At 74.5% G+C, this 14,131-nt stretch carries 14 protein-coding genes; 12 read left to right on the top strand and 2 right to left on the bottom strand.

Features of this window, described 5'->3' with window-relative positions; genetic code table 11:
- Positions 1 to 100: 100 nt before the first annotated feature.
- The 4 genes from DNL40_RS16145 to DNL40_RS03110 all read left to right on the top strand — a co-directional run bounded on the left by DNL40_RS16145 (position 101) and on the right by DNL40_RS03110 (position 4,500).
- Complete coding sequence (locus DNL40_RS16145; RefSeq protein WP_146252006.1) at positions 101 to 556, top strand: YraN family protein; 456 nt, start codon at positions 101 to 103, stop codon at positions 554 to 556.
- Positions 556 to 2,085 (top strand): YifB family Mg chelatase-like AAA ATPase, encoded by a 1,530-nt coding sequence (locus tag DNL40_RS03100; RefSeq protein WP_111249731.1) that lies wholly within the window; start codon positions 556 to 558, stop codon positions 2,083 to 2,085. The genes DNL40_RS16145 and DNL40_RS03100 overlap by 1 nt, the downstream gene beginning before the upstream one ends.
- Positions 2,082 to 3,323 carry a DNA-processing protein DprA gene (dprA, locus tag DNL40_RS03105; protein ID WP_111249732.1) on the top strand — a complete coding sequence of 414 codons (1,242 nt, stop codon included), beginning with the start codon at positions 2,082 to 2,084 and terminating at the stop codon, positions 3,321 to 3,323. The genes DNL40_RS03100 and dprA overlap by 4 nt, the downstream gene beginning before the upstream one ends.
- 184 nt (positions 3,324 to 3,507) lie before the next feature.
- Positions 3,508 to 4,500: a tyrosine recombinase XerC gene (locus tag DNL40_RS03110; RefSeq protein ID WP_425450744.1), complete on the top strand. Its 993-nt coding sequence runs from the start codon at positions 3,508 to 3,510 to the stop codon at positions 4,498 to 4,500.
- A 32-nt stretch (positions 4,501 to 4,532) separates the two neighbouring features.
- Here DNL40_RS03110 and DNL40_RS03115 read toward each other — a convergent pair whose 3' ends face one another.
- Positions 4,533 to 5,192 carry a peptidoglycan DD-metalloendopeptidase family protein gene (locus DNL40_RS03115; RefSeq protein WP_179950906.1) on the bottom strand — a complete coding sequence of 220 codons (660 nt, stop codon included), beginning with the start codon at positions 5,190 to 5,192 and terminating at the stop codon, positions 4,533 to 4,535.
- 588 nt (positions 5,193 to 5,780) lie between these two features.
- Between DNL40_RS03115 and rpsB the strand changes: the two genes are divergently transcribed.
- From rpsB to DNL40_RS03150, 7 genes are all read left to right on the top strand, one after another.
- Positions 5,781 to 6,722, top strand: a complete 942-nt coding sequence (rpsB, locus tag DNL40_RS03120; protein WP_111249734.1) for a 30S ribosomal protein S2 — start codon at positions 5,781 to 5,783, stop codon at positions 6,720 to 6,722.
- 87 nt (positions 6,723 to 6,809) lie between these two features.
- A complete protein-coding gene (tsf, locus tag DNL40_RS03125) occupies positions 6,810 to 7,649 on the top strand; it encodes a translation elongation factor Ts (RefSeq protein WP_111249735.1) in 840 nt (279 codons plus the stop codon).
- 129 nt (positions 7,650 to 7,778) lie between these two features.
- Positions 7,779 to 8,531, top strand: a complete 753-nt coding sequence (gene pyrH, locus DNL40_RS03130; RefSeq protein WP_245885590.1) for a UMP kinase — start codon at positions 7,779 to 7,781, stop codon at positions 8,529 to 8,531.
- 34 nt (positions 8,532 to 8,565) lie between these two features.
- A complete protein-coding gene (gene frr, locus DNL40_RS03135) occupies positions 8,566 to 9,123 on the top strand; it encodes a ribosome recycling factor (RefSeq protein ID WP_111249736.1) in 558 nt (185 codons plus the stop codon).
- Positions 9,123 to 9,998: a phosphatidate cytidylyltransferase gene (locus tag DNL40_RS03140; RefSeq protein WP_111249737.1), complete on the top strand. Its 876-nt coding sequence runs from the start codon at positions 9,123 to 9,125 to the stop codon at positions 9,996 to 9,998. Before frr ends, DNL40_RS03140 begins: the two co-directional genes overlap by 1 nt.
- A gap of 12 nt (positions 9,999 to 10,010) precedes the next feature.
- Positions 10,011 to 11,204, top strand: coding sequence for a dual-specificity RNA methyltransferase RlmN (rlmN, locus tag DNL40_RS03145; protein ID WP_111249738.1), 1,194 nt, complete (start codon positions 10,011 to 10,013; stop codon positions 11,202 to 11,204).
- A complete protein-coding gene (locus DNL40_RS03150) occupies positions 11,201 to 11,755 on the top strand; it encodes a DivIVA domain-containing protein (RefSeq protein ID WP_111249739.1) in 555 nt (184 codons plus the stop codon). The genes rlmN and DNL40_RS03150 overlap by 4 nt, the downstream gene beginning before the upstream one ends.
- A 132-nt stretch (positions 11,756 to 11,887) precedes the next feature.
- Here the strand turns inward: DNL40_RS03150 and DNL40_RS03155 are convergent, their stop codons facing one another.
- The gene (locus DNL40_RS03155) at positions 11,888 to 12,709 is read right to left on the bottom strand and encodes an SH3 domain-containing protein (RefSeq protein ID WP_111249740.1); all 822 of its coding nucleotides are present in this window, start codon (positions 12,707 to 12,709) and stop codon (positions 11,888 to 11,890) included.
- A 127-nt stretch (positions 12,710 to 12,836) separates the two neighbouring features.
- Here DNL40_RS03155 and dxr point away from each other — a divergent pair, with 127 nt between their 5' ends.
- Positions 12,837 to 14,039 carry a 1-deoxy-D-xylulose-5-phosphate reductoisomerase gene (gene dxr / locus DNL40_RS03160; protein ID WP_111249741.1) on the top strand — a complete coding sequence of 401 codons (1,203 nt, stop codon included), beginning with the start codon at positions 12,837 to 12,839 and terminating at the stop codon, positions 14,037 to 14,039.
- Positions 14,040 to 14,131 lie beyond the last annotated feature (92 nt).

A 14,131-nucleotide genomic window follows, 5' to 3' on the forward strand; every position in this document is an offset into this window, starting at 1 on the left:
GTCCCCAGGACGACCCTGCGGCCGGCGCTGCACACCGCCGCCCGCAGGCCCCTCATGCTGCGTCCCGGCCTCGGCAGGCTGCCTCTCGGAGGTGGTCGCGATGGCGGCGAAGGACGACGTAGGGCGGCGCGGCGAGCAGATCGCCGCGGAGCGCCTGGTCGAGGAGGGCTACACCGTGCTGGCCCGCAACTGGCGCGGCACCGGTGGTGAGCTGGACCTGGTGGCGGTGCACGGCGGCACGCTCGTGGCGGTGGAGGTCAAGACCCGCAGCGGTGACCGGTTCGGGCACCCGGCGGAGGCGGTCACGCCTCGCAAGCTGGCCCGCATCCGGCGGCTGACCGGGCAGTGGCTGCACGAGCACGCGCGCCGGAGCGGCGGCGAGCCCGGGGACGACTCTGGGGACGAGACCGGGTCCGAGGTCGGGTCCCGGGTCGGGCACGAGCCCGCCGCAGGTGCCGGCCGGTGGCGCTTCCGTGACGTGCGCATCGACGTGGTCGCGGTCGTGCTGCCCCCGGCGGGGCCGGTGCGCGTCGAGGTCCTGCAGGGGGTCTGCTGATGGCTCTGGGGACGACGGCGGCCGTTGCTCTGGTGGGGCTGGCCGGTCACGTGGTGGAGGTGCAGGCACAGCTCGCCTTCTCGGTGCCCGGGTTCGCGCTGGTCGGGCTGCCTGACACGGCGCTGAGCGAGTCGCGGGACCGCGTGCGGGCGGCGGTGCTCTCGTGCGCGATCGAGTGGCCGAACCGCAAGATCACGGTGAACCTCTCGCCCGCGTCGCTGCCCAAGACTGGCTCGGCCTTCGACCTGGCGATCGCGGTGGCCGTGCTCGCGGGAGCCGGCAGGGTCCCTGCCGCGGGCCTGGAGCGGGTGGTCCACCTGGGGGAGCTGGGCCTGGACGGACGGCTGCAGCCGGTGCGCGGCGTCCTGCCGATGGTCGCTGCCGCGGTGGCGGCGGGTTACCGCGACGTCGTGGTCCCGACGGCGGACGTGGCCGAGGCGTCGCTCGTGCCAGGGGCGTGCGTACGCGGTGCGACCACGCTCGCCGAGGTGGTGGCGCTGCACGGCGGACACCCGCCGGTGCTGCCCGACGTCGACCCGGTGCGCCACCCGCGCACGGCCGTCGCGCCCCGGGTGCCGGGAGACCTCGCGGACGTGCTCGGCCAGGAGGTGCCGCGCCTCGCGCTCGAGGTCGCCGCAGCGGGTGGGCACCACCTGCTGCTGTCCGGGCCGCCGGGAGCCGGCAAGACGATGCTGGCCTCCCGCCTGCCGGGGATCCTGCCGGACCTCACGGAGGCGGAGGCGGTCGAGGTCACGGCCGTGCACTCGGTGGCCGGCACGTTCGACCCGGGCAACGGGCTCCTGACCCGGCCGCCGTACGAGGACCCGCACCACACGGCGACACCGGCCGCCGTCGTGGGCGGCGGGTCGGGCCTGCCGCGTCCCGGCGCCGCCTCGCGCGCCCACCGCGGCGTCCTCTTCCTGGACGAGGCGCCCGAGTTCGGGTCGCGGGTCCTGGAGACCCTGCGGCAGCCGCTCGAGCACGGCGAGCTCGTGATCCACCGGTCCGGCGGGACGGCCCGCTACCCGGCCCGGTTCCAGCTCGTGCTCGCGGCCAACCCGTGCCCGTGCGGCATGGGGTCGGGCAAGGGGCTCGACTGCACGTGCACCGCGCTGGCCCGCCGTCGCTACCTCGGCAAGCTGTCGGGCCCCCTGCTCGATCGCGTCGACGTCCAGGTGGGTGTCGAGGCCGTCGGCCGGGTCGACCTGGCCGAGGGGCGCGGGGAGCCCTCGGCGGCGGTCGCGGCCCGTGTCGCTGCGGCCCGCGCGGCTGCCCGGGAGCGGCTCGCCGGTACCCCCTGGACGCTGAACGCTGAGGTGCCCGGCGCATGGCTGCGCGAGCGCATGCGCTCCGTGCGCGGGGCGCTCGGAGAGCTCGACAAGGCTCTCGACCGTGGGACGCTGTCGCTGCGCGGCGCCGACCGGGTGCTGCGCCTGGCCTGGACGGTGGGCGACCTCGCCGGCCGCACGGTGCCCGACGCCGCCGACGTGGGCCTGGCGATGATGCTTCGCACCGGGAGGCCGGCATGAGCGGCCCGGGCTTCGACGTCGACGACCCGCTGCTGGCGGCCGCAGCGTGGAGCCGCCTGGCCGAGCCCGGAGACGAGGTCGCCGGTGCGCTGGTGGCACACCTCGGGGCTGCGGGGGCTCTCGCCTGGCTGCTGGAGGTGCGTGACGCCGGCCTCGTCGAGGCCCCTGACGGGCTGCTCGTGGACGCGGGCCGCGCGGCGGCCTCCGGTAGCGCGACGGCGGCTGGCAGCACCACGGCGGTGCGGGCGCTCGCGGCCGCGGTGACCCGCTGGACGCCGCGCCTGGAGGACCTCGACCCGCGGCGCGAGCTGCGGGTGCTCGAGCACACCGGCGGCACGCTCCTCCTGCCCGGCGACCCTCGGTGGCCGCGCGGGCTCGACGACCTGGGGGCCGGGGCGCCGTTCGCGCTGTGGGTGCGCGGCGAGGCCGACCTGGCTGCGCTCGCGGCGCGCTCGGTGGCCGTCGTCGGGGCCCGGGCGTCGACGTCCTACGGGGAGCACGTCACGGCCGAGCTCGCCGCGGGGCTCGCGGACCGGGGGTTCACCGTGGTCTCCGGGGGTGCGTACGGGATCGACGCCGTCGCGCACCGTGCGTCCCTGGCGGCGGGCGGGGCCACGGTGGCCGTCATGGCCGGTGGCGTCGACCGGATGTACCCGCAGGGCAACCACGCGCTGCTGGCGCGAGTGGTCGGGGCCGGTGCGCTCGTGGCCGAGGTCCCACCGGGCTCGGCACCGTTCAAGCAGCGGTTCCTCGCGCGCAACCGGCTGATCGCCGCCATGACCCGTGCGACCGTGGTCGTCGAGGCGGCGTGGCGCTCCGGCGCGCTCTCCACGGCCCGGCGTGCGGCACGGCTCCTGCGCCCCGTCGGTGCGGTGCCGGGTCCGGTCACCTCGATGGGCTCGGCAGGGTGCCACCAGCTCCTGCGCGACGGCGTCGCCACCTGTGTCACGGACGCGGCCGAGGCTGCCGAGCTGGCCGGCACGCTCGGCGAGGACGCCGCGCCGGAGCGGGACGGGCCCGTCGGCGAGGCGGACGGGCTGGACGCGGCGACCCGGGCCGTGCTGGACGCGCTGCCGGTCCGCGGAGCGGCGGACCCGGCCGCGCTCACCAGGGTGGCGGGGCTCTCCCTGCCCGCGGTGCTCGGGGCGCTCGGCGTGCTGGAGGTGCGGGGGCTCGCGGAGCAGGACGGCGCACGGTGGCGCCGCGCACGGCGGGCTCTCCCTGCCCGCGCGCGCTGAGCGGACATGGTCCGGCTGGTCGTCGCCGTGACGGACGCCGTGCCCTGCCCGCGCGCTGAGCGGACCGTCAGGCACGGGCTGGGCAGTCCGCAGGGGCAGCGCCCGTCCGCGTGCACTGAGCGGCGGTGCGACACGCCCGCGGGCTGCCGGGGTGTCCGCCGGTCCCGCGGGCACACTGGCGCAGATGGGGACCGATCCACGACCCGTGCAGCCCGCCGCCGGCCCTGCGGCCGGGCTGGACGCCGACCTGCCGCCGCTGCCCGCGGCGATGGATGGCGCTCTCGTTCGGTTCGCCCAGCACCTGGACGCCCAGCGAGGCCACTCCGCGCACACCCGCAGGGCCTACGTGGCGGACGTCACCGGTCTGCTCCGCCACGCCGTCCGGCACGGGGCGCGGACGCTGGAGGACGTCCAGCTCTCGCTCCTGCGCGGCTGGCTCGCGGCACAGGCGCAGCGGGGACTGGCGCGGGCGACCCTCGCTCGCCGGGGTGCTGCGGCGCGCACGTTCCTGCGCTGGGCGCACCGGGCCGGCCTGACGAGCTCCGACCAGTCCGTGCGTCTCGCGAGCCCCCGCGTGCCCCGCACGCTGCCCACGGTGCTGTCCGCCGACGCCGCAGCGCGGCTCCTGGACACCGCCCGGGACGACGCCCTGGCCGCCGAGGGGGACGACCGCCCGGCGGCCCTGCGTGCATGGGCGGCGGCGGAGCTGCTGTACGGGTCCGGGATCCGTGTCGGAGAGCTGGTCGCGGTCGACGTCGACGACGTCGAGGTCGGCGAGCGGCTGGTCCGGGTGCTCGGCAAGGGAGGCAAGGAGCGCGTGGTGCCCTTCGGGGTGCCCGCCGCCCGCGCCGTCGGGGCGTGGCTGGAGCACGGGCGGCCCGCCCTGGCCGTCGCCTCCACCGGCCCCGCCCTCCTCGTGGGCGACCGCGGGGGGCGGTGGGGGCAGCGGCAGGTGCGCGAGGCCGTGCACCGGCTGGCCGCCCGCGCCGGCGTCGACGACGTCGCTCCGCACGCGCTGCGGCACTCGGCGGCTACGCACCTGCTGCAGGGCGGCTCGGACCTGCGCAGCGTCCAGGAGGTGCTCGGGCACGCGAACCTGGCCACCACCCAGCGGTACACCCACGTCGACGCCGAGCGGCTGCGCGCCGTCTACACGCAGGCGTTCCCGCGCGCCTGACACCCTCGATGAGGCGGGCGTCGCGGGGCTCCTCAGCGCGCGGGCAGGAGCACGATCGGTGCGGCCAGCCCGAGCAGCACCAGCGGGTCGAGGTAGACGTCACCGCGTCGGACGCCCCAGTGCACGCAGGTGCCCCCCGCCGCCGCTGCGGGCGCACCGGCCCCCGTGCGTGGTCCCGTGCCCGCTCCCGTGCCCGCTCCCGTGCCGAGGAGGCCGACCCCGGTCGACACGGCGGGGGAGGCCGGCGAGCAGTGGTCGGGGTTGGCGGCGTCGCCCGGGCCGGTCGACAGGACGCCCACGGGGTCTCCGGCCGCGACGGCCGTCCCGGCAGGCACGGTCGCGGTGACGGGTTCCAGGGAGGAGCGCAGCCCGTCGGGGTGGGTGACCACCACGACGGGCTTGCCTGCCACCGGCCCGGCGAACGTGACGGTCCCCGGTCCGGGGGAGGCGACGGCCGCGCCGGCCGGGGCCTGGAGGTCCACCCCGCGGTGCCCCGGCTCCCAGCGCCGGGCGGGGAGGTCGAACAGGTGGACCACCGGGCCCGGCACGGGAGCGACGTAGCCGCGAGCGGCCGTCTGCCCCGCCGGTGCGGGAGGGGCGCCCGTTGCCGAGGGCCCGGGTGCCGGCGCCGTCAGGAGCGGCACCAGCAGGGTGGCGGCGAGCAGGGTGGTCAGAGGCTGCGGTGCGACCATGGGGGGAGCGTGCCCGCTCCCCATGACCGGAGCGGACCCGCTGTCACCGGCTGTGCGCGGGGCTCCGGACCGCCTGCCTGGGGGCGGGGTCGCTCGTGCGCTCTGGCCTGGCCCGCCTGGCCGCCTGGCCGCCTGGCCCGCCGGGCTGTTCGGCCTGCTCGGCCTGCTCGCTCTGCGGGGAAGGGCGGCGGGCCTGGGCCCGCGGTGTCGAGCGCCGGACGCGCGCCGGACGCTCACGGCGTCAGGTAGACTTCCCCAGGCGATCGGTCCGTTCGCACCCCACCCAGTTCTCCGGCTGAGGCTCTCGCCTGCCGGGAGCGGGGACCAGGGGGGCGGCGTGCCGGTCGACTTCGCGCGTCACCACGCGCCCGCTCCGCCCCTCCTCGGGACACGGTGCGGGGCGCGGCCGCGTCGGCAGCGGTCTGCACGGGCCTCCACCAGGAGGGACGTGCGGTGCCGGCCCGGCGTGACGCCAGGGGTGCGGCCGCCCGGCACGCACCGACAACCGAGTGACGCGACCGGCAGCGCCGGTCGCCTGATGCGCGCGGGCACGGGAGGATCCCGGCTCGTGCGGCGAAAGGACCAGTCATGGCCGTCGTGACCATGCGCCAGCTCCTCGAGAGCGGTGTCCACTTCGGGCACCAGACCCGCCGTTGGAACCCGAAGATGAAGCGCTTCATCTTCACCGAGCGCAACGGCATCTACATCGTCGACCTCCAGCAGTCGCTGTCGTACATCGACCGTGCCTACGAGTTCGTCAAGGAGACCGTCGCCCACGGCGGCTCGATCCTGTTCGTCGGCACCAAGAAGCAGGCCCAGGAGCCCGTGGCCGAGCAGGCCGCTCGCGTGGGCATGCCCTACGTGAACCACCGCTGGCTCGGCGGCATGCTCACCAACTTCACCACGGTGCACAAGCGTCTCCAGCGCCTCAAGGAGCTCGAGGAGATCGACTTCGACGACGTGGCCGGCTCCGGCCTCACGAAGAAGGAGCTCCTGGTGCTGCGCCGCGAGAAGGACAAGCTCTCGCGCACGCTCGGCGGCATCCGCGACATGGCCAAGGTGCCGTCCGCGGTGTGGATCGTCGACACCAACAAGGAGCACCTCGCCGTCGACGAGGCCCGCAAGCTGGGCATCCCCGTCGTCGCGATCCTCGACACCAACTGCGACCCGGACGTGGTCGACTACGCGATCCCGGGCAACGACGACGCGATCCGCTCCGTCACGCTGCTCACCCGCGTGATCGCCGACGCCGCCGCCGAGGGCCTGCTCCAGCGCCACTCCGGCCGCTCGGGTGCCGCCGCCGAGGCCGAGGCCGAGCCGCTGGCCGAGTGGGAGCGCGAGCTCCTCGCCGGTGCCGAGGCCGCCGCCCAGACGGAGCCGAGCGACGCGCCGGCCGCCGAGGGCGACGCCGTCCCCGCCGGCAACACGGCCCCCACCGAGGGCGCCTCGGGCACCGAGACCGCCGTCACCCCGGGCAACGAGGCTGCTCCCGCCGTGGACGCCGCCGCCGAGGCCGCGAAGTCCGAGTGAGCTGACGCGGGCCGGGGACCGTCCCAGGTCCCCGGCCCGCGCCGCCCGCCTGCTGCACCCACTTCGACCAGGAGGACTCTCCCCACCATGGCGAGCTACACCATCCAGGACATCAAGGACCTGCGTGCGCTCACCGGCGCCGGCATGACCGACGTCAAGAAGGCTCTCGACGAGGCCGACGGCGACCAGCAGAAGGCCGTCGAGCTCATCCGCAAGCGCGGCCTGGCCAAGGCTGCCAAGCGCGAGGGCAACGCGACCTCCGAGGGCCTCGTGGCCGTCAAGGTCGAGGACGGCGCCGCCGGCCAGACCGCGACGCTCATCGAGCTCAACGCGGAGACCGACTTCGTCGTCAAGAACGAGAAGTTCGTGTCGCTGGCCGAGCAGATCCTCGAGGCCGCCACCGCCGCCGGTGCTGCCGACGCCGACGCCGCCCTGGCCGCCCCGGCCGGTGGCGAGACGGTCGCCGACCTCATCGCTGCCGCCGCCGGCACCCTGGGCGAGAAGATCGTCCTGCGCCGCGTGGCCCGCGTCGAGGGCCCGAAGGTCACGACGTACCTGCACCGCACCGCCAAGGACCTGCCGCCGTCGATCGGCGTCCTCGTCGTCACCGACGAGGCCGGCGAGGCCGCTGCCAAGGACGTCGCGCAGCACATCGCCGCGATGGCGCCCTCCTACCTCACCCGTGAGGACGTCCCGGCCGAGGTCGTGGAGAAGGAGCGCGAGATCGCCCGCGAGGTGTCGATCGCCGAGGGCAAGCCCGAGGCCGCGCTGCCGAAGATCGTCGAGGGTCGCCTGAACGGCTTCTTCAAGGACGCCGTGCTGGTGGACCAGCCGCTGGCCAAGGACACCAAGGTCACGGTCGGCAAGCACGTCGAGGCGACGGGCGGCAAGCTGCTCGGCTTCGTCCGCTTCCGCGTCGGCAACTGACGCGACCCGGGTGGCCCGGCCCTACCGAGTACGGTAGGGCCGGGCCGCTCGCGCATCCGGGCTCACCATGCGCCGGACGCACACTCACTCCCGCAGCACGAGGCCGGCACGAAGGACAGGACGGTGGCCATGACCGAGATCGAGAACCCCATGACGGACGCGGTGGCACGGCCCGCCGCGCGGCGGGTGCTGCTCAAGCTCTCGGGCGAGGCCTTCGGCGGCGGCAAGATCGGGCTGGCGGCCGACGTGGTGCGTCGGATCGCCGCGGAGATCGGTGCCGCGGTGCGCGAGGGCGTCCAGGTGGCGATCGTCGTCGGTGGTGGCAACTTCTTCCGCGGCGCGGAGCTCTCTCAGGCCGGTATGGACCGTGCCCGCGCGGACTACATGGGCATGCTCGGCACGGTGATGAACTGCCTGGCGCTGCAGGACTTCCTGGAGCAGAGCGGCGTCAAGACGCGCGTGCAGACCGCCATCACGATGGGGCAGGTCGCCGAGCCGTACATCCCGCTGCGCGCCATCCGGCACATGGAGAAGGGCCGCGTGGTCATCTTCGGCGCCGGTGCCGGCATGCCGTACTTCTCCACCGACACCGTCTCGGTGCAGCGCGCGCTGGAGACGCACTGCGACGAGGTCCTGATGGGGAAGAACGGCGTGGACGGCGTCTACAGCGCCGACCCGCGCACCAACCCCGACGCGGTGCGCCTGGAGCACCTGACCTACACCGACGCGCTGGTGCAGAACCTCGAGGTCATGGACGCCACGGCCCTGAGCCTGTGCCGCGACAACGACGTGACGATGCGGGTCTTCGGCCTGGAGGGTGCGGGCGACGTGACCCGTGCGCTGCTGGGCGAGAAGATCGGCACCCTGATCACGGCCAGCTGAACCACCCACTCGACAGACGCTTAGGAGCACACCGGTGATCGACGAGACCCTCCTCGAGGCCGAGGAGAAGATGGACAAGGCGATCGAGGTCGCCAAGGAGGACTTCGCGGGCATCCGCACCGGCCGTGCGAACGCGGGCATGTTCAGCAAGATCACCGTGGACTACTACGGTGCGCCGACCCCGCTGCAGCAGCTGGCCTCGTTCAACATCCCCGAGGCGCGGACCGTGCTGATCTCGCCCTTCGACAAGGGCGCCATGGCCGTCATCGAGAAGGCCCTGCGCGAGTCCGACCTGGGCGTCAACCCGTCCAACGACGGCAACGCGATCCGCGTCATCCTCCCGGCACTGACCGAGGAGCGCCGCCGCGACTACGTGCGCCTGGCGAAGACGAAGGCGGAGGAGACGCGCGTGACGGTGCGCAACATCCGCCGCAAGGCCAAGGAGACGCTGGACCGCATCGTCAAGGACGGCGAGGCCGGCGAGGACGAGGTCGCCCGCGCGGAGAAGGAGCTCGAGGCGCTCACGAAGAGGCACGTCGACATGGTCGACCAGCTCCTCGCGGGCAAGGAGAGCGAGCTGCTCGAGGTCTGATGGCGGCCGCACCTCTCGAACCCGCGGGGACGGCGCCCCAGGCGTCCCGTGCCGGTCGCAACCTCCCGGCGGCCATTGCCGTCGGCGTCGTGCTGCTCGGTGTCTTCGGCGCCTCGCTGTGGTTCCGCCCGGAGCCGTTCGTCGCCCTGGCGATCATCACCATGGGCGCCGGCCTGTGGGAGCTGAAGCAGGCGTTCGCGCGCCGGCACCTCAACCTGCCGTTCCTGCCGCTCGCGGTGGGCGGGGCGGGGATGGCGGTCTCGGCGTACGCGGGCGGCCCCGAGGCGCTGCTGGTCGCGTACGTGCTCACCCTCGCCGCGGTCGTCCTGTGGCGGGTGCTGGACGGTCCGGGGCCGCAGGCGCTGCGGGACGCGGCGGCGAGCGTGTTCGCCGCGACGTACGTGCCGTTCCTGGGCGGGTTCGTGGTGCTGCTGCTGGGGCAGGCAGACGGCGCGTGGCGGGTGGCGCTGTTCATCCTGCTGGCGGTGGCCAACGACACGGGCGGCTACATCGCCGGCGTGCTGTTCGGCCGCCACCCGCTCGCGCCGACGGTCAGCCCCAAGAAGAGCTGGGAGGGGCTGGCGGGCTCGCTGGTCCTCGCGGTGGTGGTGGGCCTGGGCGGCACGGTCCTCGTGCTCGACCTGCCCTTGAGCACCCACTGGTGGCTGGGGGTCGTGCTCGGCGTCATGACCGCTGTCACAGCCACGGTGGGCGATCTCGCGGAGTCTCTGCTCAAGCGCGACCTAGAATTGAAGGACATGGGTTCGCTGCTCCCTGGCCACGGGGGCGTGCTGGACCGCGTCGACTCGCTCCTCGTCACCGCCCCGTTCGTCTACCTCGTGCTGTCGGTGGCTGCCTCGGGAACCACTGCTTAAGGAAGTACGCACATGGCCGGCACCCCTCTCGGCACGCCGAAGCTCCGCCCTTCGGCCGAGACCACGACCTCCGTCCGCCCCTCGGACGAGACGAGGCCCGTCCCGCTGCAGATGGCGCCGCGGCGGCGCGGCAAGCCGCCGCGCCACTTCGCCGACCTCACGCCGGCCGAGCGTGCCGCGTCCGTGGAGGCGATGGGGGAGAAGCCCTTCCGGGCCAAGCAGCTCGCGACGCACTACTTCACGCACTTCACGTCCGACCCGGAGCAGATGACGGACCTGCCCAAGGCGACGCGCGAGGAGCTGGCCAAGACGCTGTTCCCCCCGCTGCTGCGCGCGACGCGCACGCTCGAGGCGGACGGCGGCACCACGGTCAAGACGCTGTGGCACCTGTTCGACGACGCCAAGGTCGAGTCGGTGCTGATGCGCTACCCGAACCGGACCACGCTGTGCGTCTCGAGCCAGGCCGGCTGCGGGATGGCGTGCCCGTTCTGCGCCACCGGCCAGCTGGGCCTGACCCGGAACCTGTCGACCGCGGAGATCGTCGAGCAGGTGCGCGCGGCGATGCGCTCGCTCGCGGAGGGTGAGATCCCGGGCGGCCCCACGCGCCTGAACAATCTCGTCTTCATGGGGATGGGCGAGCCGCTGGCCAACTACAAGGCGGTCATCGAGACGGTGCGCACGCTGGTGGCCCCGCAGCCGGAGGGCCTCGGCATGAGCGCCCGCAACATCACCGTCTCGACCGTGGGCCTGGTCCCGGCGATCAACAAGCTGACGGCGGAGGGCATCCCGGTGACGCTGGCGCTGAGCCTGCACGCGCCGGACGACGACCTGCGCAGCGAGCTGGTGCCGATCAACACCCGCTGGAGCGTGGACGAGGCGCTCGACGCGGCACGGGCCTACTTCGACAAGACGGGCCGGCGCGTGTCCATCGAGTACGCACTGATCAAGGACATGAACGACCACGCCTGGCGGGCGGACCTCCTGGGGGAGAAGCTCAACGCTCGCGGCAAGGGCTGGGTGCACGTCAACCCGATCCCGCTGAACCCGACGCCGGGCTCGATCTGGACCGCGAGCGAGCGTTCCGTGGAGGCGGAGTTCGTGGCACGATTGCGCGGGCACGGCATCCCGACGACGATCCGTGACACCCGCGGCTCCGACATCGACGGTGCCTGCGGGCAGCTGGCCGCCGAGGAGGAGGACGAGTGAGCGACGCTCTGTTCGGTACCGTGTCGGTGCTGCGCACCGGGTACGACAAGGACGAGGTCGACGAGTTCTTCGACCACGCCCGGCAGGCGTACGAGGGCCGCACGGACGAGGAGCTCACGGGGGCGGACATCCAGACCGCCACGTTCGACCTGGTGCGGGGCGGCTACGACACCCACGAGGTGGACGCCGCGCTGGACCGGCTGGAGGCCGCGTTCATCGCGCGCCGGCGTGCGGAGTTCGTCAGCGCGCACGGTCACGACGCCTGGATGGGTGCGCTGGCGGAGCGCGCGCGGACCCTCTACGGCCGTCTGGGGCGGCCCGACGGTGAGAAGTTCGCGCCTGCCGGTCGCGGCGAGCAGGCGTACGACAAGGACGACGTGGACGCCCTGTGCGACCGGCTGGTCGGGTACTTCGACCGGCAGGAGCCGCTGACGGCGGCCGAGGTGCGGTCGGCGACGTTCGGTCGTGCTCGGGGTGCGGAGGGTTACGCCGAGGGGCCCGTGGACGCGTTCTTCGCGAGGGCTGTCGAGGTGCTGCTCGGGGTCGAGTGACCTTCGCCGGCTGATCCGTCCCGGCCTGTGACGGCGCCAGCGCGCCGACGGCGGCGTTCCCGTGGGGGAGCGCCGCCGTCGTGCTGTGCACGGCGGGTCGGCCCCGCGCAGCGGGCGGGGTGTGCGCCGTGGTCAGCAGGGCGGGGCGACGGCGGCGCCGGTCCCGGTGCGCAGGTAGGCGTCGGAGACCCAGTTCTTCTCGCCGATGCGGTACCACAGGTCGGTGGTGCCGCGGCTTCCTGTGACGAGGGTGCCGCGGGCGTGGCACAGCAGGGGTACCTGGGCGGTGTGCGCGGCGAGGCCGGTGGGGCGGTAGCCGGTGCCGGGCCCGGTGCGGACGTTGAGCGGCTGGTCGGGTGAGACGACGGTGCCGGTGCGCGCGCCTCCCTGCCAGAGGAAGGTGACGTCCACCCAGGCGTTGTCCTGGAGGCCGAGCCCGTCCCAGAACGTGCCGTCGGCGAGGTCGATGCCGGCAGGGTTCGCGACCTGGCGGCCGTACTGGTCCTTGCCTCCGGAGTGGCCCTGCCGGAACGCGGCGGAGGCCTGCGGGGTGCCCACGGGCAGGTCCTGGGCCCAGTGGCGGGTGGTGCTCCAGTAGTCGTCGCGGGTGTTCCAGGGGCCGACGTCCCAGACGGGGGCGTAGGCGCAGCGGTGGGCGCCGGCGGTGCAGACGCGGACGGAGTAGGTGCCGGTGCCGTGGGCGGAGAGCACGCGGGTCGAGGGCAGCGCCACGAAGTGGTCGCGCTCGGTGATGGTGTGTCCGTTGGCGGTGGTCTTGCCGACGAGTCCTTCGCGGGTGGCGTAGACGCGGTGCGTCTGCCCGTCGTCGTCCGCGGCGGCGGGGGCGGCGAGGGCGATGGTCGTGGTGGTCAGCATGGTGGCGAGGCCGGCGACGATGCCCAGCCCTCGGCGCCGCCGGGACGCCGCTGGGGCGGTGTTCTCTGGAGTGCGCATGCGGCGAAAGTAATTGACGTCACATAGGTGCGCGACCGGACAAGTTATCGGCGCGCTCGGAAGTCAAGCAGCGACGCGGGTGAAAACGGGTGCTCCCGACGCCGCCCCCACCTGGGAGGATGGCCGCATGCCCGATGCGTCTCTCGCTCCCCGTACCGTCACGCTCCTCGGCTCGACCGGCTCGATCGGCACCCAGGCCATCGACGTCGTCGCCCAGCACCCGGAGCGTTTCCGGGTCGAGGCGCTCAGCGCCGGCGGGGGTGACGTCGTCCTCCTGGCCGCCCAGGCGGCACGGCTCGGTGCCCGGGCCGTCGCCGTCGCGGACCGCGGGCGCGAGACAGCGCTGCGCGAGGCGCTCGACGCGGCGGGCGCGGCGGGCACCGAGGTCCTGGCGGGGCCCGACGCCGCCACGGAGCTGGCGGGGCGGGGCAGCGACGTCGTCCTCAACGGCATCACCGGCAGCGTGGGTCTGCGACCGACCCTCGCCGCTCTCGGCGCGGGGTCCACCCTGGCCCTCGCCAACAAGGAGTCGCTCGTGGTCGGCGGCTCGCTGGTCAGGGCGGCCGTCCGCCGACCGGACCAGATCGTGCCCGTCGACTCCGAGCACTCGGCCATCGCACAGGCGCTGCGGTCCGGCGCCCACGGACCCGGCGGGCGCAGCGAGGTGCGGCGACTGGTGCTCACCGCGAGCGGGGGGCCGTTCCGGGGGCGCTCGCGCGACGACATCAAGACCGTGACGCCCGACCAGGCCCTGGCCCACCCGACATGGAGCATGGGGCCGGTGGTCACGGTCAACAGCGCCAGCCTGATGAACAAGGGCCTGGAGCTCATCGAGGCCCACCTGCTGTTCGACGTGGCCGTCGAGGACATCACCGTGGTGGTCCACCCGCAGTCGGTCGTCCACTCGATGGTCGAGTTCGTGGACGGCTCGACCATCGCCCAGGCCTCGCCCCCGGACATGCGCCTGCCCATCGCGCTCGGGCTCTCCTGGCCCGAGCGCCTCGACCCGGTGGCGACGCCGTGCGACTGGACGCAGGCCACCGCGTGGACGTTCGAGCCGTTGGACGAGGAGACGTTCCCGGCCGTGCGCCTGGCCCGCGAGGCCGCCGCGGCGTCGGCGACGCACCCGGCGGTCTACAACGCCGCCAACGAGCAGGGCGTGGCGGCGTTCCTGGCGGGCCGCATCGGATTCCTCGACATCGTCGAGACGGTCGAGCGCGTGCTGGGGGAGCACGACGGCGTGGCTGCGGCTGACGTCACCCTGGAGCACGTCGAGGGCACCGAGGCGTGGGCCCGGGCACGGGCGGACGAGCTGCTCGCGCGGTCCTGAGCCGCGCGGGCGGCTCCGGCCCCGTCCGGTCGGTCGCGGGGGCGGCGCGACCGGTGAACCGTCCCCGCAGCGGGCCCATCTGCTCGCCGCGC

This window comes from Xylanimonas oleitrophica, assembly GCF_003244315.1.
Lineage (GTDB): Bacteria > Actinomycetota > Actinomycetes > Actinomycetales > Cellulomonadaceae > Xylanimonas_A > Xylanimonas_A oleitrophica.